At 60.8% G+C, this 24,538-nt stretch carries 26 protein-coding genes; 24 read left to right on the top strand and 2 right to left on the bottom strand.

The annotated features are described in order from the left end of the window. Positions 1-267 precede the first annotated feature (267 nt). The 14 genes from flhA to ACM110_RS29505 all read left to right on the top strand — a co-directional run bounded on the left by flhA (position 268) and on the right by ACM110_RS29505 (position 14,597). Positions 268-2,397, top strand: coding sequence for a flagellar biosynthesis protein FlhA (flhA, locus tag ACM110_RS29570; protein WP_416130563.1), 2,130 nt, complete (start codon positions 268-270; stop codon positions 2,395-2,397). Positions 2,398-2,408: 11 nt separating this feature from the next. Further along, positions 2,409-3,734 carry a flagellar biosynthesis protein FlhF gene (flhF, locus tag ACM110_RS29565; RefSeq protein WP_416130562.1) on the top strand — a complete coding sequence of 442 codons (1,326 nt, stop codon included), beginning with the start codon at positions 2,409-2,411 and terminating at the stop codon, positions 3,732-3,734. Between the two features lie 116 nt (positions 3,735-3,850). After that, positions 3,851-4,681 (top strand): flagellar synthesis regulator FleN, encoded by an 831-nt coding sequence (gene fleN, locus ACM110_RS29560; protein ID WP_008001746.1) that lies wholly within the window; start codon positions 3,851-3,853, stop codon positions 4,679-4,681. Then, a complete protein-coding gene (gene fliA / locus ACM110_RS29555; protein ID WP_007894214.1) occupies positions 4,678-5,418 on the top strand; it encodes an RNA polymerase sigma factor FliA in 741 nt (246 codons plus the stop codon). The genes fleN and fliA overlap by 4 nt, the downstream gene beginning before the upstream one ends. A gap of 166 nt (positions 5,419-5,584) precedes the next feature. Continuing rightward, positions 5,585-5,956 (top strand): chemotaxis response regulator CheY, encoded by a 372-nt coding sequence (locus ACM110_RS29550; protein ID WP_003183998.1) that lies wholly within the window; start codon positions 5,585-5,587, stop codon positions 5,954-5,956. Positions 5,957-5,975: 19 nt separating this feature from the next. Further along, complete coding sequence (locus tag ACM110_RS29545; protein WP_416130561.1) at positions 5,976-6,764, top strand: protein phosphatase CheZ; 789 nt, start codon at positions 5,976-5,978, stop codon at positions 6,762-6,764. Positions 6,765-6,799: 35 nt separating this feature from the next. After that, positions 6,800-9,067, top strand: coding sequence for a chemotaxis protein CheW (locus ACM110_RS29540; RefSeq protein ID WP_416130560.1), 2,268 nt, complete (start codon positions 6,800-6,802; stop codon positions 9,065-9,067). 49 nt (positions 9,068-9,116) lie between these two features. Beyond that, the gene (locus ACM110_RS29535; protein ID WP_416130559.1) at positions 9,117-10,244 is read left to right on the top strand and encodes a protein-glutamate methylesterase/protein-glutamine glutaminase; all 1,128 of its coding nucleotides are present in this window, start codon (positions 9,117-9,119) and stop codon (positions 10,242-10,244) included. Next, complete coding sequence (locus ACM110_RS29530) at positions 10,244-10,984, top strand: flagellar motor protein (protein WP_338582369.1); 741 nt, start codon at positions 10,244-10,246, stop codon at positions 10,982-10,984. Before ACM110_RS29535 ends, ACM110_RS29530 begins: the two co-directional genes overlap by 1 nt. A gap of 12 nt (positions 10,985-10,996) precedes the next feature. After that, positions 10,997-11,887, top strand: coding sequence for a flagellar motor protein MotD (motD, locus tag ACM110_RS29525; RefSeq protein WP_338582368.1), 891 nt, complete (start codon positions 10,997-10,999; stop codon positions 11,885-11,887). A 43-nt stretch (positions 11,888-11,930) separates the two neighbouring features. Then, complete coding sequence (locus ACM110_RS29520; protein WP_338582367.1) at positions 11,931-12,719, top strand: ParA family protein; 789 nt, start codon at positions 11,931-11,933, stop codon at positions 12,717-12,719. Between the two features lies 1 nt (position 12,720). Beyond that, on the top strand, positions 12,721-13,677 hold the full coding sequence (locus ACM110_RS29515) for a chemotaxis protein CheW (RefSeq protein ID WP_416130558.1): 957 nt from the start codon (positions 12,721-12,723) through the stop codon (positions 13,675-13,677). Positions 13,678-13,718: 41 nt separating this feature from the next. Next, a complete protein-coding gene (locus tag ACM110_RS29510; protein ID WP_007980742.1) occupies positions 13,719-14,204 on the top strand; it encodes a chemotaxis protein CheW in 486 nt (161 codons plus the stop codon). Then, on the top strand, positions 14,205-14,597 hold the full coding sequence (locus ACM110_RS29505; protein ID WP_416130557.1) for a DUF2802 domain-containing protein: 393 nt from the start codon (positions 14,205-14,207) through the stop codon (positions 14,595-14,597). A 149-nt stretch (positions 14,598-14,746) separates the two neighbouring features. Here the strand turns inward: ACM110_RS29505 and ACM110_RS29500 are convergent, their stop codons facing one another. Beyond that, entirely contained in the window at positions 14,747-15,076 is a 330-nt protein-coding gene (locus ACM110_RS29500) for an EscU/YscU/HrcU family type III secretion system export apparatus switch protein (protein ID WP_416130556.1), read from the bottom strand. Beyond that, positions 15,073-16,647, bottom strand: a complete 1,575-nt coding sequence (locus tag ACM110_RS29495) for a flagellar hook-length control protein FliK (protein WP_416130555.1) — start codon at positions 16,645-16,647, stop codon at positions 15,073-15,075. The genes ACM110_RS29500 and ACM110_RS29495 overlap by 4 nt, the downstream gene beginning before the upstream one ends. A 198-nt stretch (positions 16,648-16,845) precedes the next feature. Here ACM110_RS29495 and ccmA point away from each other — a divergent pair, with 198 nt between their 5' ends. From ccmA to ACM110_RS29445, 10 genes are all read left to right on the top strand, one after another. Further along, entirely contained in the window at positions 16,846-17,481 is a 636-nt protein-coding gene (ccmA, locus tag ACM110_RS29490) for a cytochrome c biogenesis heme-transporting ATPase CcmA (protein WP_338582363.1), read from the top strand. Then, positions 17,478-18,146, top strand: coding sequence for a heme exporter protein CcmB (gene ccmB / locus ACM110_RS29485; protein WP_007980754.1), 669 nt, complete (start codon positions 17,478-17,480; stop codon positions 18,144-18,146). The genes ccmA and ccmB overlap by 4 nt, the downstream gene beginning before the upstream one ends. 73 nt (positions 18,147-18,219) lie before the next feature. After that, positions 18,220-18,975, top strand: coding sequence for a heme ABC transporter permease (locus ACM110_RS29480; protein ID WP_416130554.1), 756 nt, complete (start codon positions 18,220-18,222; stop codon positions 18,973-18,975). Next, positions 18,972-19,148 carry a heme exporter protein CcmD gene (gene ccmD, locus ACM110_RS29475; RefSeq protein ID WP_008055370.1) on the top strand — a complete coding sequence of 59 codons (177 nt, stop codon included), beginning with the start codon at positions 18,972-18,974 and terminating at the stop codon, positions 19,146-19,148. Before ACM110_RS29480 ends, ccmD begins: the two co-directional genes overlap by 4 nt. Next, positions 19,145-19,600, top strand: coding sequence for a cytochrome c maturation protein CcmE (gene ccmE / locus ACM110_RS29470; protein ID WP_060541439.1), 456 nt, complete (start codon positions 19,145-19,147; stop codon positions 19,598-19,600). Before ccmD ends, ccmE begins: the two co-directional genes overlap by 4 nt. 3 nt (positions 19,601-19,603) lie before the next feature. Further along, positions 19,604-21,592, top strand: coding sequence for a heme lyase CcmF/NrfE family subunit (locus ACM110_RS29465; RefSeq protein WP_338582362.1), 1,989 nt, complete (start codon positions 19,604-19,606; stop codon positions 21,590-21,592). Further along, positions 21,589-22,125 (top strand): DsbE family thiol:disulfide interchange protein, encoded by a 537-nt coding sequence (locus ACM110_RS29460; protein WP_338582361.1) that lies wholly within the window; start codon positions 21,589-21,591, stop codon positions 22,123-22,125. Before ACM110_RS29465 ends, ACM110_RS29460 begins: the two co-directional genes overlap by 4 nt. After that, a complete protein-coding gene (locus ACM110_RS29455; RefSeq protein WP_338582360.1) occupies positions 22,122-22,592 on the top strand; it encodes a cytochrome c-type biogenesis protein in 471 nt (156 codons plus the stop codon). The genes ACM110_RS29460 and ACM110_RS29455 overlap by 4 nt, the downstream gene beginning before the upstream one ends. Next, positions 22,589-23,791, top strand: a complete 1,203-nt coding sequence (gene ccmI / locus ACM110_RS29450) for a c-type cytochrome biogenesis protein CcmI (RefSeq protein ID WP_416130553.1) — start codon at positions 22,589-22,591, stop codon at positions 23,789-23,791. Before ACM110_RS29455 ends, ccmI begins: the two co-directional genes overlap by 4 nt. Positions 23,792-23,818: 27 nt before the next feature. Beyond that, positions 23,819-24,229, top strand: coding sequence for a hypothetical protein (locus ACM110_RS29445; protein WP_416130552.1), 411 nt, complete (start codon positions 23,819-23,821; stop codon positions 24,227-24,229). Positions 24,230-24,538 lie beyond the last annotated feature (309 nt).

Below are 24,538 nucleotides of genomic sequence, written 5' to 3'. Positions count from 1 at the left end.
GGCGCTTGGGTGAAAGGAGGAGGGGCGAAATCTCCCACGGATCTGTACTGCGCTAACAGTCAGAATCGAGCCTTGTCCCTCCTCCTCCCTTCAAGTCCTAGCATACAAGCGAGCTTGCTCGCGATGAGGTCCGCCCGGTCGATACAAATTCCTACCGCTAAACCCCTCTGTTTTGTACCTCTGCAAAAGTTGGAAGGCTTCTTGCAATAGCAGCCTCGAGCCTGCTTCAGGCGTCAAAAGTTTGCTTCAAAGGAACGGGGAATACCGGTGGATCGCTCTCAGTTAATCAACAGTGCCCGCACGAACATGGCAGACCTCAGTCGAGGCAATCTGGGCGTGCCGCTGTTGCTGCTGGTCATGTTGGCAATGATGATGTTGCCGATTCCGCCGTTCCTGCTCGATGTGTTTTTCACTTTCAACATTGCCCTGTCGATTGTGGTGCTGCTGGTCTGCGTCTACGCCCTGCGGCCGCTGGATTTCGCGGTGTTCCCGACCATTCTGCTGGTGGCGACGTTGTTGCGGCTGGCTTTGAACGTGGCTTCCACGCGGGTGGTGATGCTTCACGGGCAGGACGGCCACGCCGCTGCCGGTAAGGTGATCCAGGCCTTCGGTGAGGTGGTGATCGGCGGTAACTACGTGGTTGGTATCGTGGTTTTCGCGATTTTGATGATCATCAACTTCGTCGTGGTGACCAAAGGTGCCGGGCGGATTTCCGAGGTGAGCGCGCGTTTCACCCTTGATGCGATGCCCGGCAAACAAATGGCGATCGACGCCGACCTCAACGCCGGCCTGATCGACCAGAACCAGGCCAAGGCTCGTCGTTCGGAAGTGGCCCAGGAAGCCGAGTTCTACGGTTCCATGGACGGTGCCAGCAAGTTCGTTCGCGGTGACGCCATCGCCGGCCTGCTGATTCTGTTCATCAACCTGATCGGCGGTATGGCCGTCGGCATCTTCCAGCACAACATGAGCTTTGCCGACGCCGGCAAGGTGTACGCCTTGCTGACCATTGGTGACGGTTTGGTGGCGCAATTGCCATCACTGCTGTTGTCCACTGCCGCCGCGATCATGGTGACCCGTGCTTCCGGTTCGGAAGACATGGGCAAGCAGATCAATCGCCAGATGTTTGCCTCGCCAAAAGCGTTGGCCGTTTCGGCGGGTTTGATGGCGGTGATGGGCCTTGTGCCTGGCATGCCGCACTTCTCCTTCCTGAGCATGGCAGCCCTGGCGGCTGGCGGCGCGTACCTGTTCTGGCGCAAGCAGAACATCGTCAAGGTCCAGGCCCTGCAAGAGGTCAAGCGTCAGCAGGAACTGTTGCCATCGCCGGCCCGCGCCCAGGAAACCAAAGAGCTGGGCTGGGATGACGTGACGCCGATCGACATGATCGGCCTGGAAGTGGGTTATCGCCTGATTCCTCTGGTGGACCGCAATCAGGGCGGGCAATTGCTGGCGCGGATCAAGGGCGTGCGCAAGAAGCTGTCCCAGGACCTGGGCTTCCTGATGCCGACCGTGCACATCCGCGACAACCTCGACCTGGCGCCGAGTGCCTATCGCCTGACCCTGATGGGCGTGATCCTCGCCGAAGCGGAGATTTACCCGGATCGCGAGCTGGCGATCAACCCGGGGCAGGTCTACGGCACGCTCAACGGCATTACCGCCAAAGATCCGGCTTTCGGCCTGGAGGCGGTGTGGATCGAAATCAGTCAGCGCGCCCAGGCACAATCGCTTGGCTATACAGTGGTCGATGCCAGTACCGTGGTGGCCACCCACTTGAACCAGATTCTGTACAAGCATTCCAGTGAGCTGATCGGCCACGAGGAAGTGCAGCAACTCATGCAATTGCTGGCGAAAAACTCGCCGAAACTGGCCGAAGAGCTGGTGCCGGGTGTGCTGTCGCTGTCGCAACTGCTCAAGGTTCTGCAAGCGCTGTTGGCTGAACAGGTGCCGGTGCGCGACATTCGCAGCATTGCCGAGGCCATCGCTAACAACGCTTCCAAGAGTCAAGATACCGCCGCATTGGTGGCTGCAGTGCGCGTCGGCGTAAGCCGCGCAATCGTGCAAAGCATTGTAGGCACTGACTCCGAGCTGCCAGTGATCACGCTGGAGCCAAGGTTGGAACAAATATTGCTCAATAGTCTGCAGAAGGCAGGACAAGGCTCGGAAGAGGGTGTTCTGCTGGAGCCAAGCATGGCTGAGAAGCTGCAGCGTTCGTTGATCGATGCAGCGCAACGTCAGGAGATGCAAGGTCAACCGGTGATCCTGCTGGTGGCCGGTCCGGTTCGCGCGATGCTCTCGCGTTTTGGCCGACTGGCAGTCCCGGGGCTGCATGTGCTGGCCTACCAGGAAATACCTGACAACAAGCAAGTGACCATCGTTGCGACAGTAGGGCCCAACGGCTGAGGTAGTGGTTTATGCAAGTTAAGCGTTTTTTCGCCGCCGATATGCGTCAGGCCATGAAACTGGTTCGTGATGAGCTGGGCGCCGATGCCGCCATTATTGGCAACCGCCGGATCGCCGGTGGTGTCGAGCTGACGGCCGCCCTGGATTACAAGCTGTCGGCGCTGGCGCCGCGCGTTCCGAACATGGAACTCGAAGACGAGCTGCGCAAGACCCAGTCGCGGATCGTTACCGCCCAAGCCGAATTGAGCCTGCGCAGCGAAGGCGAGAGCGACAACGCCACCAATCGCCAGTTGTTCGCCGGCCTGCCGTTGACCGCCGCCGAGCCGCTCATCGAGCCGACTTACGCCGAGCCACGTCGCCCGGCGCCAGCGCCTGCCGCTGCAGCGGCCGTCGACTCGCGTGTGTTCGACTCGATGCGTTTCGAACTCAACAGCTTGCGCGAACTGATGGAAGTCCAGCTCGGCTCTCTGGCGTGGAATCAGCTGCAAGGCAGCCGTCCGGCCCAGGCCAACCTGTGGCGTCGCCTGCAACGCATCGGCCTGTCCGGCCCGTTGTCGCGCGACTTGCTGGCAATGATTACCGATATCGAAGAACCTCGTCAGGCCTGGCGCATGCTGCTGGCGCACCTGGCGCGGATGATTGCCACGCCGGAAGTCGAGCCGCTGGAAGAGGGCGGCGTGATTGCCATGGTCGGCCCTGCCGGCATGGGCAAGACCACCACCCTGGCCAAGCTGGCTGCCCGCTACGTGCTCAAGTACGGCGCGCAAAACATCGCGCTGGTGAGCATGGACAGCTACCGTATTGGTGCCCAGGAGCAGCTGAAGACCCTTGGTCGGATTCTCAATGTGTCGGTGACCCATGTCGATCCGGGCCAATCGCTGGTGCAGGCGTTGGAACCACTGCTGCGCAAACGCGTCGTACTGATCGATACCGCCGGCCTGCAAGCCAGCGATCCGGCGCTGCGCATGCAGCTCGAAAGCCTGGCCGGGCGTGGCATCCGTTCCAAAAATTATCTGGTCCTGGCAACCACCAGCCAGAAGCAGGTGCTGACGGCCGCTTATCACAGTTACAAGCGCTGCGGGCTAGCTGGCTGCATCCTGACTAAACTGGATGAAACGGCGAGTCTGGGCGAGGTGTTGAGCCTGGCCATCAGCCATGAATTGCCGGTGGCCTACCTGACCGACGGCCCGCGGATTCCGGATGATTTGCATCTGCCGCGCCGCCATCAACTGGTCAGTCGCGCCGTCAGCGTGCAAATGCAGGAAGAGCCCAGCGAAGAAGCCATGGCTGACATGTTCGCTGATATCTACCACAGCCCCACCAAGCAGGTAGGCTGAGGTAACAATGAATAGTTTTTGTACCTACATCGATGGTCTGCCATGCATTGTTCCGTTTGCGAACGCGCAGCCAGTAATGTGGCCTCCGTCTATGCAAGACAAGGTAAAGAAATAACATGGGCAGCATGCATCCCGTACAGGTGATCGCGGTGACCGGCGGCAAAGGTGGCGTCGGGAAAACTAACGTGTCAGTGAACTTGTCCCTGGCTTTGGCTGAGCTTGGCCGGCGCGTCATGCTGCTGGACGCCGACCTGGGACTGGCGAACGTCGACGTTCTGCTGGGGCTGACACCCAAACGTACCCTGGCCGACGTGATCGAAGGCCGCTGCGAGCTGCGCGACGTCCTGTTGCAGGGCCCCGGCGGCATCCGCATCGTTCCGGCCGCGTCCGGCACCCAGAGCATGGTTCATTTGAGCCCGGCGCAGCACGCCGGTCTGATTCAGGCCTTCAGTGACATCGGCGACAACCTCGACGTGCTGGTGATCGACACCGCTGCGGGTATTGGTGACTCGGTAGTCAGTTTCGTCCGCGCAGCCCAGGAAGTGTTGCTGGTGGTCTGTGACGAACCGACCTCGATCACCGACGCCTACGCGCTGATCAAACTGCTTAACCGCGACTACGGCATGAACCGCTTCCGCGTCCTGGCCAACATGGCCCAGAGCCCGCAGGAAGGGCGCAACCTGTTCGCCAAGTTGACCAAGGTCACGGATCGTTTCCTCGACGTTGCCCTGCAATACGTCGGCGCCGTGCCTTACGACGAAAGCGTGCGCAAGGCTGTGCAGAAACAGCGTGCCGTCTACGAAGCCTTCCCGCGCTCCAAGTGCTCGCTGGCGTTCAAGGCGATCGCACAGAAGGTCGACACCTGGCCGCTGCCTGCCAACCCGCGCGGGCATCTGGAATTCTTCGTCGAGCGCCTCGTGCAACAAACGGCAGGACCGGTTCTATGACAGCCAGCGGCTACAACCTCTACAAGAAGTCGGCACGCGATGCGCAGTACGAGCTGATCGAGCGTTATGCGCCGCTGGTCAAACGCATTGCCTATCACTTGCTGGCGCGTCTGCCGGCCAGTGTCCAGGTCGAAGATTTGATCCAGGCCGGGATGATCGGCCTGCTGGAAGTCTCCACCAAATACGACGCCAGCAAAGGCGCGAGTTTCGAGACGTACGCGGGCATCCGCATCCGCGGCGCCATGCTCGATGAAGTGCGCAAGGGGGACTGGGCACCACGTTCGGTCCACCGCAATACCCGCATGGTCAGCGACGCCATTCGCTCGATTGAAGCTAAAACCGGCCGTGACGCTAAAGATCACGAAGTTGCGGCCGAACTCCAATTGAGTCTCGACGATTATTACGGGATTTTGAACGACACCCTGGGCAGCCGGTTATTCAGTTTCGACGATCTGTTGCAGGACGGCGAACACGAAGGGCTGCACGAGGATGGCGCGAGTGCTCATCTCGAGCCGTCACGCGATCTGGAGGATGAACGCTTCCAGGCGGCGCTGGCGGACGCGATTGCCAATTTGCCGGAGCGTGAGCGACTGGTGTTGGCGCTGTACTACGACGAAGAGTTGAATCTCAAGGAAATCGGTGAGGTCCTGGGAGTCAGCGAGTCTCGGGTCAGCCAGTTACACAGCCAGTGCGCGGCCCGTTTGCGGGGGCGTTTGGGAGAGTGGCGAGCGCGCTGAAGGCAGTGTGGGGGCACTGTGACGTGGCTGGTGGGGTGATGAACCGCGCCGGTCTCGATCCGCTGTACTCCAGACAGTCATCGAGTGTTTTGCCAGATTGATTGAAATGGCGCGTCCAGGTGCTGGGCGCGTTTTAGTCTGCTTGGAGGTCGAATTGGACAAGAACATGAAAATCCTCATCGTTGATGACTTCTCAACGATGCGGCGGATCATAAAAAACCTGTTGCGTGACCTTGGGTTCACCAACACGGTCGAGGCCGACGATGGCACTACTGCCATTCCGGTTCTCAACAGCGGGAGCATCGACTTTCTGGTAACGGACTGGAACATGCCTGGCATGACCGGTATCGATCTGCTGCGTCACGTGCGTGCCGATGAAAAGCTCAAGCACCTGCCGGTGCTGATGGTGACCGCTGAAGCCAAGCGCGAGCAGATCATCGAAGCGGCCCAGGCCGGTGTAAACGGCTATGTGGTCAAACCCTTCACGGCCCAGGCGTTGAAAGAAAAAATCGAGAAGATTTTCGAACGCATTGGTTGAACTGCGCCACGGGGGAGCTATGGGGCATAACGAATCTTCGCAGGGCGATTTTGAATCGACCCTGAAAAAACACGCCGTCGAGTTGGTCGCGAGCCTTGAAAAGGGCAGGTTTGGCGATGCTGTGCAATTGATCCATGAGCTCAACCAGACCCGTGACCGCGGCCTGTATCAGGAAGTGGGCAAGCTGACCCGCGAGCTGCATAGCGCGATCGTCAATTTTCAGATTGACCCGCACATGCCGCAAGCCGAAGAAGTGTCCCAGATCACTGATGCCACCGAGCGTCTGGGTTATGTTGTCAAGCTGACCGAGGCCGCGGCCAACCGCACCATGGATCTGGTGGAAAACGCCACGCCACTGGTCAACAGCCTGGCTGATGAAGCCCAGGCCTTGAGCACGGATTGGGGGCGGTTCATGCGTCGCGAAGTCGGGGCTGAAGAGTTCCGCGAGCTGGCCCGTCGTGTCGACGGATTCCTGGCGCGCAGCAGCACTGACAACCGCGCCGTGTCGACCAACCTCAATGACATCCTGCTTGCCCAGGATTATCAGGACCTCACAGGTCAAGTGATCAAGCGAGTGACCCAACTGGTCACCGAAGTTGAGAGCAACCTGCTCAAGCTCGTGCTTATGGCCAGTCAGGTGGACCGCTTTGCGGGCATCGAACATGACCGTGAAGCGATGCTTGCAGAAAAAGATCCACAAAAACATCTCTCTCAGGGTGAAGGTCCGCAGATTCATGCCGATAAAAGAGAAGACGTTGTGTCCGGTCAGGACGATGTGGACGATTTGTTATCCAGCCTTGGATTTTAGGTTTTTAGACCTGTTCTGTTAGGAGCACACCATTAATGAGCTTCGGCGCCGATGAAGAGATCCTTCAGGATTTCCTGGTTGAGGCCGGCGAGATTCTAGAGCAACTGTCCGAGCAACTGGTCGAGCTGGAAAGCCGTCCGGATGATGCGGATTTGCTCAATGCAATTTTTCGCGGTTTTCACACTGTAAAAGGGGGCGCCGGCTTCCTCCAGCTCAACGAGCTGGTGGAGTGCTGTCACATCGCCGAGAACGTGTTCGACATCCTGCGCAAGGGTGAACGTCGCGTCGACTCGGAATTGATGGACGTGGTTCTCGAAGCGCTGGACGCGGTGAACAGCATGTTCAGCGAAGTCCGCGAGCGCAGCCCGATCACGGCTGCCACGCCTGAATTGCTCGCCGCACTGGCCCGACTCGCCGAACCGCAAACAGCGGACGAGGCGGCGCCTGCGCCTGTCGCCGAAGTGGTTGAAGAGCCTGTCGCCGAAAGCGAATCGGGTGACATCACCGACAATGAATTCGAACAACTGCTGGACTCGCTGAACGCCGTCAAGGCTCAGGCCGAGGCCCCTGCGGCTGCTCCAGCGCCTGCCAGCGATGCCGCTGCCAGCGACGAAATCACCGATGCCGAGTTCGAGTCGTTGCTCGACCAGTTGCACGGCAAAGGCCAGTTCGCCGTCGATGCCGTGGCACCTGCTGCCCCTGCGGCGCCGCAAGCGCCGAAGGCCGCGGGCGACAGCTCCGACATTACCGACGACGAATTCGAAGCACTGCTCGACCAGCTTCACGGCAAAGGTAACTTTGCCGTCGATGCGCTGGAATCGGCCATCGCTTCGGTGCCGACGCCAGCCGCGCCAGCCGCTGCTGCGGCCGGTAGCGACCTGATCAGCGATCACGAATTCGAATCGCTGCTCGACGAATTGCACGGCAAAGGCAAGTTCACCGAAGTGGGTGCGACGGCTGGAACGGCAACCGGCGCCAGCGCCTCGGTTGCAGCCCCTGTCGCCAAGGCTGCGGCGCCGAAACCGGTAGCCAAGGCACCTGAGCCAAAAGCCGAAACACCGGCACCTGCCGCTGCTGCACCGGCTCCGGCCCGTGCCCCGGCCGCGCCACCGGCGGAAAAACCGGCCAGCGAAGCCGAAACCACCGTGCGGGTCGATACCGCGCGTCTCGACGAAATCATGAACATGGTCGGCGAATTGGTGCTAGTGCGTAACCGTCTGGTTCGCCTGGGTGCCAACAGCGCCGATGAAGCCATGTCCAAGGCCGTGTCGAACCTCGACGTGGTCACGGCCGACCTGCAAACCGCGGTCATGAAGACCCGGATGCAACCGATCAAGAAAGTCTTCGGGCGCTTCCCGCGTCTGGTTCGCGACCTGGCTCGCCAGCTCAAGAAAGAGATCAACCTGGAACTGGTTGGTGAAGAAACCGACCTCGACAAGAACCTGGTCGAGGCCCTGGCCGACCCGCTGGTCCACTTGGTGCGCAACGCGGTCGACCACGGCATCGAGTCTCCGGAAGAACGCGAAGCTTCGGGCAAGGCCCGCGGCGGCAAAGTGATCCTGGCGGCAGAGCAGGAAGGCGACCACATCCTGCTGTCGATCTCCGATGACGGCAAAGGCATGGACCCGAACGTCCTGCGTTCCATCGCGGTGAAACGCGGTGTGATGGACAAGGACGCGGCCGATCGCCTGAGCGATACCGAGTGCTACAACCTGATCTTCGCCCCGGGCTTCTCGACCAAGACCGAGATATCCGACGTGTCGGGTCGTGGCGTGGGCATGGACGTGGTGAAAACCAAGATTTCCCAGCTCAACGGTTCGATCAACATTTTCTCGGCCAAGGGCCAGGGATCGAAGATCGTCATCAAAGTGCCGTTGACCCTGGCGATCATGCCGACGCTGATGGTCATGCTCGGCAACCAGGCGTTTGCGTTCCCGCTGGTGAACGTCAACGAGATCTTCCACCTCGACCTGTCGACCACCAACGTGGTGGATGGCCAGGAAGTGGTGATCGTGCGGGACAAGGCGCTGCCGTTGTTCTACCTCAAGCGCTGGCTGGTCAGCTCCGCCGCTCACGAAGAGCAGCGTGAAGGCCATGTGGTGATCCTTTCGGTGGGCACCCAGCGGATCGGCTTCGTCGTCGATCAACTGGTAGGCCAGGAAGAAGTGGTCATCAAGCCATTGGGCAAAATGCTCCAGGGAACCCCGGGCATGTCGGGCGCCACCATCACTGGTGACGGTCGCATCGCGCTGATTCTCGATGTTCCGAGCATGCTCAAGCGTTACGCCGCACGGCGTATTTGATTCTGGTGGAGCGGGGCGACTGAGCCTCGCTCCGTCTAACGGAGTGTTTATGGCAGTCAAAGTCCTGGTGGTGGATGATTCGGGGTTTTTCCGCCGCCGCGTCTCGGAAATTCTTTCAGCGGATTCGAATATCCAGGTCGTCGGTACGGCGACCAACGGAAAAGAGGCGATCGATCAGGCCCTGGCCCTCAAGCCGGACGTGATCACCATGGACTACGAGATGCCGATGATGGACGGCATCACGGCGGTGCGGCACATCATGCAGCGCTGCCCGACCCCGGTCTTGATGTTTTCCTCGCTGACCCACGAAGGCGCCCGGGTAACCCTGGATGCGCTGGACGCCGGCGCGGTGGACTTCCTGCCGAAGAATTTCGAAGACATCTCGCGCAACCCCGAGAAGGTCAAGCAACTGCTGTGCGAGAAGATTCTCAGCATCGCGCGCAGCAACCGTCGTGTCAGTTCTTTCAGCGCTCCGGCTCCTGTGGCCGCACCCGCTCCGACGCCAACGCCTTCGAGCATCGGCAGTTACGGCAGCAGCGTGCCTGCACGTCCGGCACCCGCACCGATTCCGGCACGTGCCCACGCGGCCACGTCGTCGCCCGCGCCGAAACGCAAAGCCTACAAACTGGTTGCCATCGGTACTTCCACTGGCGGTCCGGTTGCCCTGCAACGGGTACTGACCCAATTGCCGGCCAACTTCCCGGCACCGATCGTGCTGATCCAGCACATGCCGGCTGCGTTTACCAAAGCGTTCGCCGAGCGCCTGGACAAGCTCTGCCGCATCAGCGTCAAGGAAGCCGAGGATGGCGACATCCTGCGTCCGGGCCTGGCGTTGCTGGCGCCGGGTGGCAAGCAAATGATGATCGACGGCCGTGGCGCGGTGAAAATCCTGCCGGGTGACGAACGTCTCAATTACAAACCGTGCGTGGACATCACCTTCGGTTCGGCGGCCAAGTCCTACGGTGACAAAGTTCTGGCGGTCGTCTTGACCGGCATGGGCGCCGACGGTCGCGAAGGCGCGCGCCTGCTCAAGCAGGGCGGCAGTTCGATCTGGGCTCAGGATGAAGCCAGCTGCGTGATCTACGGCATGCCGATGGCGATCGTCAAAGCCGAGCTCGCCGACGCGGTGTACAGCCTGGACGACATTGGCCGGCACATCGTCGAGGCGTGTATCTGATGGATGTTCTCAGCCTTATCGGCATCATCATGGCGTTCGTCGCCATCATCGGCGGCAACTACCTCGAAGGCGGGCACCTCGGTGCGCTGGCCAACGGCCCGGCCGCCTTGATCGTACTCGGCGGCACCATCGGCGCAGCGTTGCTGCAATCGCCGATGAGCGCCTTCAAGCGCGCCATGCAGATCCTGGCGTGGATCCTGTTTCCGCCGCGCGTCGACTTGGCCGGTGGTATCGACCGCGTCGTCAACTGGAGCCTGACCGCACGCAAGGAAGGCTTGCTCGGCCTGGAAGGCATTGCCGACGCCGAACCCGACAGCTACTCGCGCAAAGGCCTGCAACTGCTGGTGGACGGTGCCGAACCGGAAGCGATCCGCAGCATCCTGGAAGTGGATTTCTATACCCAGGAAAGCCGCGACATCGAAGCCGCCAAAGTCTTTGAAAGCATGGGTGGCTATGCGCCGACCATCGGCATCATCGGTGCGGTGATGGGCCTGATTCACGTCATGGGCAACCTCGGTGATCCCTCGCAACTGGGTAACGGCATCGCCGTGGCCTTCGTCGCCACCATCTACGGCGTGGCCAGTGCCAACCTGGTGCTGCTGCCGATTGCCGCCAAGCTCAAATCCGTTGCATTGCGCCAGTCCCGTTATCGTGAAATGTTGCTGGAAGGCATCCTGTCGATCGCCGAAGGTGAAAACCCACGCTCCATCGAGTTGAAGCTGCAAGGCTTCATGGATTAAGGGAATAACCTCATGGCACGTCGTCGCCAGCATGATGAACACGTCAATCACGAACGCTGGCTGGTGTCCTACGCGGACTTCATTACCTTGCTGTTCGCGTTCTTCGTGGTCATGTACTCGATTTCTTCGATCAACGAAGGCAAGTACAAGATCATTTCCGAAGCGCTGATCGGGGTCTTCACCGATACCGACAGCGCCCTCAAGCCGATTCCGATCGGCGAAGAGCGACCGAAGACCGTGACCCCGGCCAAGCCGCTGGTCAAGGACAGCGAGCAGGTCGACGCCGGAGTCGCCGGCGCGAGCGATCCGCTGAAAAGCATCGCCGACGACATCAGTGCGGCGTTCGGCGACCTGATCCAGTCCAACCAGATGACCGTGCGCGGCAACGAGTTGTGGGTCGAGATCGAACTCAATTCCAGCCTGTTGTTCGGCAGCGGCGACGCGATGCCCAGCGACATCGCGTTCAACATCATCGACAAGGTCGCGGTGATCCTGAAGCCGTTCGACAACCCGATCCACGTCGAAGGTTTTACTGACGATCAACCGATTCGTACCTCGCAGTACCCGACCAACTGGGAGCTGTCGTCGGCCCGTTCGGCGAGCATCGTGCGCATGCTGGCGATGCAAGGGGTGAACCCCGGTCGCCTGGCATCGGTGGGCTACGGTGAATTCCAGCCGGTGGCCAATAACGCTACCGCTGAGGGCCGGGCGCGCAACCGTCGTGTGGTGCTGGTGGTATCACGCAATCTCGATGTACGCCGCAGCCTGACCGGCACCGGAACCGCCCATGCGCAACCGGATGCCGCGTTGAAGCGTGCTGGCACACAAACTGCACCGACCCCGGTCAAGTCGCCGGTACGAGAGAGCGCCGTCAATTCTCCGTCACCCGCATTAACACGTTGAGCTATTTCTCGGTCGATCGATTCGGCCGGGAGGAACAATCCGAATGAGAGTCTGGGCAGTCGCCAATCAAAAGGGTGGTGTCGGTAAAACCACTTCCTCCATCGCTTTAGCCGGTTTGCTGGCCGAGGCGGGCAAGCGCGTGGTCGTGGTCGATCTGGACCCCCACGGCTCGATGACCAGCTATTTCGGTTACGACCCCGACAGCCTGGAACACAGCAATTACGACCTGTTCCTGCACAAGGGCAGCGTGCCGCAGGGCTTGCCGGGTCAGTTGCTGCTGTCGACCAGTGATGAACGCATTTCCCTGTTGCCGTCGAGTACCGCGCTGGCGACCCTCGAACGTCAATCACCAGGCCAGAGTGGCTTGGGCCTGGTGATCGCCAAGAGCCTGGCGCAGTTGTGGCAGGACTTCGATTACGCGGTGATCGACAGCCCGCCGTTGCTCGGCGTGCTGATGGTCAATGCCTTGGCGGCGAGCCAGCAACTGGTGATCCCGGTGCAGACCGAACACCTGGCGGTCAAAGGCCTGGAGCGCATGGTCAACACGCTGGCGATGATCAACCGTTCACGCAAACAGGCGTTGCCGTTCACCATCGTGCCGACCCTGTTCGACCGCCGCACGCAAGCGTCCCTCGGTACGCTGCGTGTCTTGCGCGACAAGTTTCCGGAAGACATCTGGCAAGGCTACATCCCCGTGGACACGCGTCTGCGCGATGCCAGCCGTGCCGGGCTGACGCCTTCGCAATTCGACGGCAAGAGCCGTGGCGTTCTCGCTTACCGCGCGCTGCTCAAGCACCTGCTGGCGGCACAACTTGTTCCGCAGGTGGCGTGAGATGAGTCCGAGCCGGCCATTGAAACTGACGTCACGCCCGCAACTGGCGCTGCAATCGTACCTCGACAACCTTCTGCAAGAAGTGACCGAGGAACTGTTGCCGCCGGTCGAAGCGCTGCCCGAGGTGGTCGAGGCTGAAGCGGCACTCGATGAGTTCCAGGCGGCGGTGCTTGAAGAGCAGGCCCGTGATGCCCGACAGGCCAAGGTCACTGCCGAACCGGTCGCCAAAGCGGCCGCGCCGCTGGAAGTGCCAGCACGTCCGGTAGTTGCGGTAATCGAAGCACCCGCGCCGATCCTGTCGCCGGTATCGACCATCGCGCCGTTGTTGCAAACACTGGCGGCGCCAGTCGCCGAAGTACCGCAAGCGCCGGAGCCGGTGGTTGTCGAAGTGCAGCCAACGCTGGTGGCACCGGTGGTTGAAGTTCATCTGCCACCCGCCAACACGCCTCCACCGGTGGACACCGACGGTCGTCCATCCTGGGCCGCCGAGCCGTTCGAATGCCTGTTGTTCGATGTCGCCGGGTTGACCCTGGCTGTGCCGCTGGTGTGCCTGGGTTCGATTTATTCCCTGGCCGGTCATGAGCTGACGCCGTTGTTCGGCCAGCCGGAATGGTTCCTCGGCATCCTGCCGAGTCAGGCGGGCAACCTCAAAGTGCTGGATACCGCACGGTGGGTCATGCCCGACCGTTATCGCGACGATTTCAAGCAGGGCCTGCAATACGTCATCTCGGTGCAGGGTTATGAGTGGGGCCTGGCGGTGCATCAGGTCAGCCGCTCGTTGCGCCTGGACCCGAACGAAATCAAGTGGCGCAGTCACCGTGGCCAGCGGCCATGGCTGGCGGGCACGGTGATTGAACACATGTGTGCGTTGCTCGACGTTTCCGCGCTGGCCGAGTTGATCGCCAGCGGCGGGGCAAAGCACATGGGCGGCACGAAGCCGACCCACAAAACTACATAACAGAACAACACCGCTAGGGCGGTTTCTTGAGGGGTCAGGGTATGAATGACAAGGCAACGGCGGCAAAAGGTTCCGAAGATCCGATCCTGCAATGGGTCACCTTCAAGCTGGACAACGAGACCTACGGCATCAACGTGATGCGCGTCCAGGAAGTCCTGCGCTACACCGAAATCGCCCCGGTTCCGGGTGCCCCGAGCTACGTGCTGGGCATCATCAACCTGCGCGGCAACGTGGTCACCGTGATCGACACCCGTCAGCGCTTCGGCCTGATGAATGCCGAGATCAGCGACAACACCCGTATCGTCATCATCGAAGCCGACAAGCAGGTTGTCGGGATCATGGTCGACAGCGTGGCCGAAGTGGTTTACCTGCGTCAGTCGGAAATCGAAACCGCACCGAACGTCGGTAACGAAGAATCCGCCAAGTTCATCCAAGGCGTGTGCAACAAGAACAACGAACTGCTGATCCTGGTCGAACTGGACAAGATGATGAGCGAAGAAGAATGGTCGGAACTGGAGAGTATCTGATTGATTCTCGAGGTTGCGGTCATTGTCCTGTTCCTGTTCTGGGCAGGCACGCTGGCAATGTTTCTGGCGTACATTCGCGGTCAAAAGCTGATCGCCGCGCAACAGGCCCAGGGTGATGCGCTGCGCGATCAGCGCATCAAGGACCTGGCCAAACGCGTGGACGACTATCAAAACGGCAATGTGCGCATGGGTGAAGACCTGCACGAGCTGCGCTCGATCGTCGCGCCGTTGCCGGAAAAACTCGTTCAGCTGGAACAACGCGACCCCACCAGCCTGTCGTTCGCCCAAGCGGCGCGACTGGTCGGGATGGGCGCGAGCGTCGACGAACTGACCCAGTCCTGCGGCTTGACCCAGGCTGAGGCGGAGTTGATGAGCAAGCTTCACAAGAACTGACAGATCAAAAGATCGCAGCCTCGTTTCACTCGACAGCTCCTACATTGGGATGGCGTACACCCTGTAGGAGCTGTGTAGGAGCTGTGTAGGAGCTGTCGAGTGAAACGAGGCTGCGATCTTTTCTATTCCCCTAAGAACTCACCCCAGATTCAATAATCATCCCCACGCTCAGTCACATCCTTCTCCACCCTCGGCGCATCCGGATCCTGCCCCGCCGGAAACTTCCCTTTCAGATTCCACGCAAACGCAATGATCTCGGCAATCGTCCGGTACAACTCTTCCGGAATACTGTCCCCCAATTCCATCCGCGCCAACAATCTCACCAATTCGGCGTTTTCGTAGATCGGCACTTCATAGTCGCGGGCGATCCGCAGGATTTCCTCCGCCAGCTCTTCGTCGCCCTTGGCGGTGAGGGTAGGGGCGTGGGTGCCGTCGTATTTGAGGGCGATGGCCTGGCGTGGGGTGTTGGGGTTTTTCATGCGTTTTCGTCGACCCAGCGTTGTTCGAGGCGGGTTTGTGGGCCTTGGGGTGGTTTGCCGTGGTGGCAATCGAGATCGCCGACGTTCAGGCCCGAGGCAAGCATGCGCGCGCGCAATGACGCCAGATTGCTTTCGATCAGGCTGGCGGTGTACGGCCGTTCGGCCCAGAGCTGACTGGACAGGCAGCCCTTGATCAGCTGCGCCTGGACCTGCATCGGCCCCAACGGCTCCATGTCGAAAGCCAATTCGACCCGCCACAGTTGTTGTTTCGGCTCGCGCTCGTCGCGGCGTTCCTGGGGTTGTTCCTTGTCCGGCGCCTCTTCGCGCTGGAACTTGATCTGCAACGGCACGATGTCTTGCAGGTTGCGCATCGGCACTTCCAGTTGCCATGTACTCATTAAACGCCCGTCACTGGTCACGCCGGTCTGCTCCAGGCTCGACAGTTGATGGCTTTGCAGGCGTGAAACCGCCGCGGCGGCCAGGCGCAGCAGCTGTTCGAGATCGTCCTCGCCGTCGGCGCTTTGCAACAGGCGCTCGGGCAGCGGAAAACTGCTTGGCGACGGTTTGGCGCTGACCTGTCCGAGCATGCCCAGCGCGTTACGCACGAAACTCGGCATGGCCTGGGCCAGGGTGTTGGCGGCGATGATCGCGCTGAGATTGGTGCTGGCCGGCAGTCCCGGTGTCAGCTGCGCGATCAGTTTGAGCAGATCGGCCTTCATATCGGGGGCGAGCGTCGGGTTTTGCCCGCTCAACAGTTTCGATTCGAGGAATGCACCGCTGCCGGCCAGCGCGAGTGCGAGGCCTTTGGGTGTGCTCAGTTGCTGCACGTCCGGCAGGCCGGCGAGCAATTTGTCCACAGCCGCGCGCAGATCGCTGGAGATCTGGTTCGAGGGCGGCAGGTTTTGCAGGAGTTTGAGCAAGCCATCCAGCGAGCCCTGACGGCTGGTCTGGCTGACCAGTTGCTGGGTCACCGCCAATTGTTCCTGACGGCTGCTGAGCGGTACGAACTTCAGCGTCTGCGTGTCCTGTACCTGCGCACTGAGCAAGGTGCCGATACGCAACGGCTGCGGGCTGTCGATGCTCAGGGTGCTGCCGCTGAGTACGGTGTTGAGCAGGCTGACCATCGAGCGAAACACCGTCGGTTGCCCCGGCACTTGCGGCAACACCTGAGAGGTCAGCACTTTGCCCTGCAACAGGGTGCCGACCGGCAGCTGCGCGGTGTCGATGCGGGTGAGGGTGGCGATGCTGGAGGCGATGGCCTGTTGCACGGTGATGGCCAGACTGCCCGCCGACGGCTGGGTGACCGCTACGCTGGTGCCTTGGGCCAACGGCTGGTTGCTGGTGGCCTGGACCGTGGTCTGGCGGCCGCTTTCGAGAGTGACCTTGAGCAACAGCTGAAAAGTCTGATCCGCCTGCTTGAGCGACAGCACTTCGGCCTTGGCGGTCTGACCGGCGGTTATCAGTCCTTCGATTGGCGTCAACAGCTTGAGCAACTCGCCGCTGACCGCCAGCGGGCGGGTTGTCGCCGGGGTGGTCGGCGGTAGCGGGAGGATGTTCATTTCGCCTGTCATACGCGGTCACAACCTTGGGAAAATGCACTCTTGAGAGTAGGAGCTGGCATGTATAATGCCGCCCAGTTGTATACAGAGTGCCGATAACATTGCAATTATTTGACGCAGCTCGCTAGTTTGGGCCGCCAATACATTTATTCTGCATCTCTTTAACGGCCGCGCCAGAGCCGACTTGAACCGTATAAGGCCCGTGAACCCTTGACCAGTCCTGTCCTGCAAACCGTTGCCCTTGCCTGTGAGCGAGACCTTCGGCTGCTTTTCGAAAATCTCGATTTGAGACTGGCCAGTGGCGAAATGGTGCAGATCAGCGGCCCCAATGGCAGTGGCAAGACCAGCCTGTTGCGCCTGCTCTCGGGGCTGATGCATCCGACGGCCGGTGAGGTGTTGCTTAACGGCCAGCCGTTGAACGAGCAGCGTACGGAGCTCGCGCGCAATCTGCTGTGGATTGGCCATGCCGCGGGGATCAAGGATTTGCTGACCCCGGAGGAGAACCTGAGCTGGCTCTGCGCCCTGCACCAACCGGCCTCTCATGAAGCGATCTGGCAGGCCTTGGCGGCTGTCGGATTGCGCGGTTTTGAAGACGTGCCTTGTCACACGTTGTCCGCTGGTCAGCAGCGCCGTGTTGCCTTGGCACGCTTGTATCTGGACAGCCCGCCGCTGTGGATTCTCGATGAGCCGTTCACCGCCCTCGACAAGCAAGGCGTGGCACAACTCGAAGAACACCTGGCTGCACACTGCGAACGCGGTGGCATGGTGGTGTTGACCACTCACCACACGCTGAGCCGGATGCCGGCCGGTTATCGCGACATCGATCTGGGGAAATGGGCCGTATGAGTGTTTTTGGCCTGTTGGTCGCCCGTGAGGCCCGTCTGCTGTTCCGCCGTCCTGCGGAATTGGCCAATCCGCTGGTTTTCTTTGCCATCGTGGTTTCGCTGTTCCCGTTGGCGGTCGGTCCCGAGTCTCAATTGTTGCAAACCTTGTCCCCGGGACTGGTCTGGGTGGCAGCCCTTTTATCGGTTTTGCTCTCGCTGGACGGGCTTTTCCGCAGTGATTTCGAAGACGGATCGCTCGAGCAGTGGGTCCTTTCGCCGCACCCCCTGGCTCTTCTGGTTTTGGCCAAGGTGCTGGCACACTGGGCCTTTTCCGGCCTGGCACTGGTTTTGCTCGCACCGTTGCTGGCGTTGATGCTCGGTTTGCCTGCCGCCTGTCTGCCGGTGTTGCTGCTTTCGTTGTTGCTGGGTACACCGGTGCTGAGCTTGCTCGGTGCGGTGGGCGCGGCGCTGACGGTCGGCTTGAAGCGCGGTGGGCTGTTGCTGGCGTTGTTGATTCTGCCGTTGTACATCCCGGTGTTGATCTTGGGCAGTGGCGCCTTGCAGGCCGCCCTCCAAGGCATGCCGGCGACCGGTTATCTCCTGTGGCTTGGCAGCCTGACCGCCCTGGCGATAACCCTGACACCTTTTGCAATAGCGGCTGGCCTGAAGATCAGTGTCGGCGAATAATGAGGTCTGATCATTTTTTGATCAGCAAAGACCCAGGCTCTTCACAGTAAAGAGCAACCGTGATGGAAACAGTATGAACTGGACGTGGTTTCACAAGCTCGGCTCGCCCAAATGGTTTTATGGCATCAGCGGCAAAATGCTGCCATGGCTGAGCGTCGCGGCGTTGCTGCTGATCGGCGTTGGCGTGGTCTGGGGCCTGGCCTTCGCGCCGCCTGACTACCAACAAGGCAATAGCTTCCGCATCATCTATATCCACGTTCCGGCCGCGATGCTGGCGCAGTCCATCTACGTGATGCTGGCCGTGTGCGGCATCGTCGGGCTGGTGTGGAAAATGAAACTGGCCGACGTCGCCCTGCAATGCGCGGCGCCCATCGGTGCCTGGATGACCGCCGTGGCGCTGGTCACCGGGGCGATTTGGGGCAAACCGACCTGGGGTTCGTGGTGGGTCTGGGACGCGCGCCTTACCTCGATGCTGATTTTGCTGTTCCTGTATTTCGGCTTGATTGCACTGGGCAACGCCATCAGCAATCGCGACAGCGCGGCCAAGGCCTGCGCGGTGCTGGCGATTGTCGGCGTGATCAACATCCCGATCATCAAATACTCGGTGGAGTGGTGGAACACCCTGCACCAGGGCGCGACATTCACCCTCACCGAAAAACCGGCGATGCCTGCCGAAATGTGGCTGCCATTGCTGCTGACGGCGCTGGGTTTCTACTGTTTCTTCGGCGCGGTCCTTTTGCTGCGCATGCGCCTTGAAGTGCTCAAGCGTGAAGCGCGGGCCAGTTGGGTGAAAGCCGAAGTCGAAAACAGCCTGGAGGTCGTTCGATGAGTTTTGCGTCATTCGGCGATTTCCTCGCCATGGGCCATCACGGCCTGTATGTCTGGTCGGCCTATGGCATTTGCCTGGCAGTGCTGGCCCTCAACGTGGCGGCGCCGATCCTGGCCCGCAAGCGGTATCTGCAACAAGAGGCGCGTCGTCTGCGCCGGGAGAACGGCAAGTGAATCCGCTGCGTAAAAAGCGTCTTATCATCATTCTGGCGATTCTGGTCGGGGTCGGCGCTGCCGTCGGCCTGGCCCTGAGCGCCCTGCAGCAGAACATCAATCTGTTTTACACACCGACCCAGATCGCCAACGGCGAGGCCCCGCAAGACACGCGCATCCGCGCCGGCGGCATGGTCGAGGCGGGTTCATTGCAGCGTTCCGGCGACTCGCTGGACGTTAAGTTCGTCGTCACCGACTTCAACAAATCCGTGACCATCACCTATCGCGGCATCCTCCCGGACCTGTTCCGCGAAGGGCAGGGCATCGTCGCTCTGGGCAAGATCAACGCCGATGGCGTGGTGGTGGCCGATGAAGTGCTGGCCAAGCACGACGAGAAGTACATGCCGCCCGAAGTGACCAAAGCGTTGAAAGACAGTGGTCAGTCCGCTCCAACACCCGCGAAGGAGGGTTGATCAATGACTTCCGGCATTTTCATTCCAGAGTTGGGCCATTTGGCCATGATTCTGGCGCTGTGTTTCGCGCTGGTTCAGGCCGTGGTGCCATTGGTCGGTGCCTGGCGCGGTGACCGTTTCTGGATGAGCCTCGCCCAGCCGGCCGCGTGGGGGCAGTTCGCCTTCTTGCTGTTCGCCTTCGGTTGCCTGACCTACGCCTTCATGGTCGACGACTTCTCCGTCGCCTACGTCGCCAACAATTCCAACAGCGCCTTGCCGTGGTACTACAAATTCAGCGCCGTGTGGGGCGCGCACGAAGGTTCGTTGCTGCTGTGGGCGTTGATCCTCGGTGGCTGGACCTTCGCCGTGTCGGTGTTCTCGCGGCAGTTGCCGCAAGTCATGCTGGCCCGCGTATTGGCGGTGATGGGCATGATCAGCACCGGTTTCCTGCTGTTCCTGATCCTCACGTCGAACCCGTTCAAACGCATCCTGCCGCAAGTGCCCAGCGACGGCGCCGACCTCAACCCGTTGCTGCAGGACATCGGCCTGATCGTTCACCCGCCGATGCTGTACATGGGCTACGTCGGTTTCTCCGTGGCGTTTGCCTTCGCCATCGCGGCGTTGATGGGCGGTCGTCTTGATGCGGCGTGGGCGCGCTGGTCGCGTCCATGGACCATCGTTGCGTGGGCCTTCCTCGGCATCGGCATCACCCTTGGCTCGTGGTGGGCCTACTACGAACTCGGCTGGGGCGGCTGGTGGTTCTGGGACCCGGTGGAAAACGCCTCGTTCATGCCTTGGTTGGTGGGCACCGCGCTGATTCACTCGTTGGCGGTCACGGAAAAACGTGGCGTGTTCAAGAGCTGGACCGTGTTGCTGGCCATCGCCGCGTTCTCGTTGAGTTTGCTCGGCACCTTCCTCGTGCGTTCCGGCGTGCTGACTTCTGTTCACGCGTTTGCCTCCGACCCCGAGCGCGGCGTGTTCATCCTGATTTTCCTGCTGTTCGTGGTTGGCGGTTCGTTGACCCTGTTCGCCCTGCGCGCACCAGTAGTCAAGAGCCAGGTGGGCTTCAATCTCTGGTCGCGGGAAACCTTGTTGCTGGGCAACAACCTGGTGCTGGTGGTGGCGGCGTCGATGATCCTGCTCGGTACTTTGTACCCGTTGATTCTCGATGCCATGACCGGCGCCAAGCTGTCGGTCGGCCCGCCGTACTTCAACGCGCTGTTCATTCCGTTGATGGGGTTGCTGATGGTGGTGATGGCGGTGGGCATGCTGGTGCGCTGGAAAGACACCCCGGTCAAATGGCTGATGAGCATGCTCACGCCCGTATTGCTCGGCAGCGCCGCGCTGGCCGTGGTGGCTGGCGTCGCCTACGGCGATTTCAACTGGGCAGTGATCGCGACCTTCATGCTCGCCGCTTGGGTGTTGCTGGCGGGTGTGCGTGACATCTTCGACAAGACGCGCCACAAAGGCTTGATCAAAGGCCTGCCGACCCTGACCCGCAGCTATTGGGGCATGCAGGTTGCGCACCTGGGCATCGCGGTTTGCGCCCTCGGCGTGGTGTTGTCGAGCCAGAACAGTGCCGAGCGCGACCTGCGCCTGGCACCGGGCGAATCCATGGACCTGGGCGGTTACCAGTTCGTCTTCGAAGGCGCCAAGCACTTCGAAGGCCCGAACTTCACCTCCGACAAGGGCACCGTGCGGGTGATTCGCGACGGCAAGGAAGTCAGCGTGCTGCACCCGGAAAAACGCCTCTACACCGTGCAGAACTCGGTGATGACCGAGGCCGGGATCGACGCCGGTTTCACCCGTGACCTCTACGTCGCGTTGGGCGAACCACTGGGCGATGGCGCCTGGGCGGTGCGCGTACACGTCAAACCGTTCGTACGCTGGATCTGGTTCGGTGGTTTGCTCACCGGGCTCGGCGGATTGCTGGCGGCGCTGGATCGGCGTTATCGAGTCAAGGTGAAATCCAAGGTGCGTGAAGCACTCGGCATGTCGGGAGCCACTGCATGAAGCGTTGGTTGATGTTGTTGCCACTGGCGATTTTTCTGGTGGTTGCCGTGTTCCTTTATCGCGGTCTGTACCTGGACCCGGCCGAGCTGCCTTCGGCAATGATTGGTAAGCCGTTCCCGGAGTTTTCCCTGCCGGCAGTGCAGGGCGACAAGACCCTGACCCGCGCCGACATCCTCGGTAAACCGGCACTGGTCAACGTCTGGGGCACCTGGTGCATTTCCTGCCGGGTCGAGCACCCGGTGCTGAACAAACTGGCCGAAAAAGGCGTGGTGATTTACGGCATCAACTACAAGGACGTCAACGCCGATGCCTTGAAGTGGCTGGCGGAATTCCACAACCCATACCAACTGGATATCCGCGACGATGCCGGCACCCTGGGCCTGAACCTCGGTGTGTATGGCGCACCGGAAACCTTCTTCATCGACGCCAAAGGCATCATCCGCGACAAGTTCGTCGGTGTGATCGACGAGCAGGTCTGGCGCGAAAAACTGGCGGCCAAGTATCAGGCGCTGGTTGATGAGGCCAAGCCATGAAGCGCTGGCTAGCTGCCGTAGTCCTGGGTTTGAGCATGGCCGGTGTGGCGCATGCCGCCATTGACACCTACGAGTTCGCCAAAGAGGGCGACCGCGAACGTTTTCGCGAATTGACCAAGGAACTGCGCTGCCCCAAGTGCCAGAACCAGGACATCGCCGACTCCAACGCGCCGATTGCCGCCGACCTGCGCAAAGAGATTTTCCGCATGCTCGGCGAGGGCAAGGACAACCAGCAGATCATCGACTTCATGGTTGATCGCTACGGTGATTTCGTCCGCTACAAACCGGCCCTCAACGCCAAGACTGCGCTGCTCTGGTTCGGTCCCGCCGGCCTGCTGCTGGGTGGTTTTGTGATCATCGCGGTGATTGTCCGCCGTCGTCGCGTGCAACGCGCTGATACCCCGGACACGCTTTCTGCCGAGGAGCGCAAGCGCCTCGATCAACTGTTGGATAAAAACCAAGAATGATTGATTTCTGGCTCGCTGCAGGTCTGCTCCTTCTGGTGGCCCTGAGTTTTCTGCTGATCCCTGTTCTGCGCAACCGTCGCGCCCAGCTCGAAGAGGATCGTACTGCCCTGAACGTGGCGCTGTATCAGGAGCGCGTGGCTGAGCTTGAGACTCAGCAGGAAGAGGGCGTACTCGATGCCGCGCAAATGGACGCCGGCCGCGCCGAGGCCGCCCGCGAATTGCTCGCCGATACCGAAGGCGTTGCCGCGCCACGGGTCACGCGCCTGGGTAAACCGGCGCCACTTCTGGCGGCGATTCTGGTCCCGGTGCTGGGCCTGGGTTTGTACCTGCATTTTGGTGCCAGCGACAAAGTCGAGCTGACCCGGGAATTCTCCCAGGCGCCACAGTCGATGGAAGAGATGACGCAGCGTCTGGAGCGTGCGGTCGCCGCTCAACCGGACTCCGCCGAGGCGCTGTACTTTCTTGGTCGTACCTACATGACTCAGGATCGTCCCGCCGATGCGGCAAAGATTTTCGAGCGCACCGTCAACATCGCCGGGCGTCAGCCTGAACTGTTGGGGCAATGGGCGCAGGCCCAGTACTTCGCCGATGGCAAGAAATGGTCGGACAAGATTCAGGCGCTGACTGACGAAGCGCTGAAAGCCGATCCGAAGGAAGTCACCAGCCTCGGTTTGTTGGGCATCGCTGCATTCGAAGCCGAGCGTTACCAGGACGCCATCGATTACTGGAATCGCCTGCTGGAACAACTACCGCCGGAAGACAAATCCCGGATCGCGCTGCAGGGCGGCATTACCCGCGCCAAGGAAAAACTGGTCGCCAGCGGCGGTAAGGTAGCTGAGGCTCCGGTGGCCAAGGTTGCTGCGCTGCTCAAGGTCCGGGTGGATCTGGCGGCTGATCTGAAAGCCAAGGTCCAGCCGGGTGACAGCGTGTTCATCTTCGCCCGCGCCACCAACGGTCCTCCCGCGCCCTTGGCCGCCAAGCGCCTGACCGTGGCTGATCTGCCGGCGACTGTCGAATTGGGCGATGCTGACGCGATGATGCCGCAGTTGAAACTGTCGAACTTTCCTGAAGTCCAACTGGTTGCGCGCATTTCCCGCGCCGGCAAACCAACCGCCGGTGAGTGGATCGGTCGTAGCCAACCTTTGGCCAGCAGTACCACCGCGCCGCAAAAACTGACTATCGACAGCCCGGATAAATAACCCCGGGAATAAACAGGAAGCACCATCATGACCGCCATCGCTCGTATCACCCTGCTCAGCGTTGTTTTAGGGCTGAGCGCTTGTGCGGTCCAACGGCCTCCGGTGGAGCAGCCGACGCCGCCACCAATTCCGCCGTCGCAGCCGAGTACCAAGCCTGCGCCGTCCACTGTACCGAGCAAGCCGAGCGCTCCGGCCAAGCCTGCCAAACCGCTGCCCCGCACTTCTGCCAGTTTTGCGCCGCCGCCGGGGGGCAATAGTCACTGGGATCCTAAATTGGGTGTCTATGTGCTGGATGACCAGCCGAATACCTTTTATCGCCAGCGTACGTACTACCGTTGGGATAATGGCTGGAGCCGGTCGATCAGTCCGAAGGGGCCTTGGGAGGAGACGGATATTCATGGGGTGCCTGGGGGATTGGGGCGGCAGTACGGGCAGTGACACAAGAGGCGACCTTCGGGGTCGCCTTTTTTGTGGGTGCTGAATGGCGATGGCGGCCTTATAGCCGACCGGGATTTTTTATCGGGTACATATCCATTCCAGCGGTAACGGCGGCTTAGGGTTTCGCCCTTACGGCGAGTCACTTTTTTTACAAGCGCCTAAAAAAAGTAACCAAAAAAACGCTCGCCCCTTACGTACGGCACCTCGCTAGAGCTCGGTGTTCCTTCGCTCCGGCATTCATCCGGGGGCATCGCCTCCGGTCTGCTTCGCGACGACCTCCTCTCGATGTGTGCGGCTTCGCCGCACGGC

Source organism: Pseudomonas sp. NFX98 (assembly GCF_047784845.1).
Classification (GTDB): domain Bacteria; phylum Pseudomonadota; class Gammaproteobacteria; order Pseudomonadales; family Pseudomonadaceae; genus Aquipseudomonas.
This window is presented reverse-complemented; position numbering and strand designations above follow the sequence as displayed.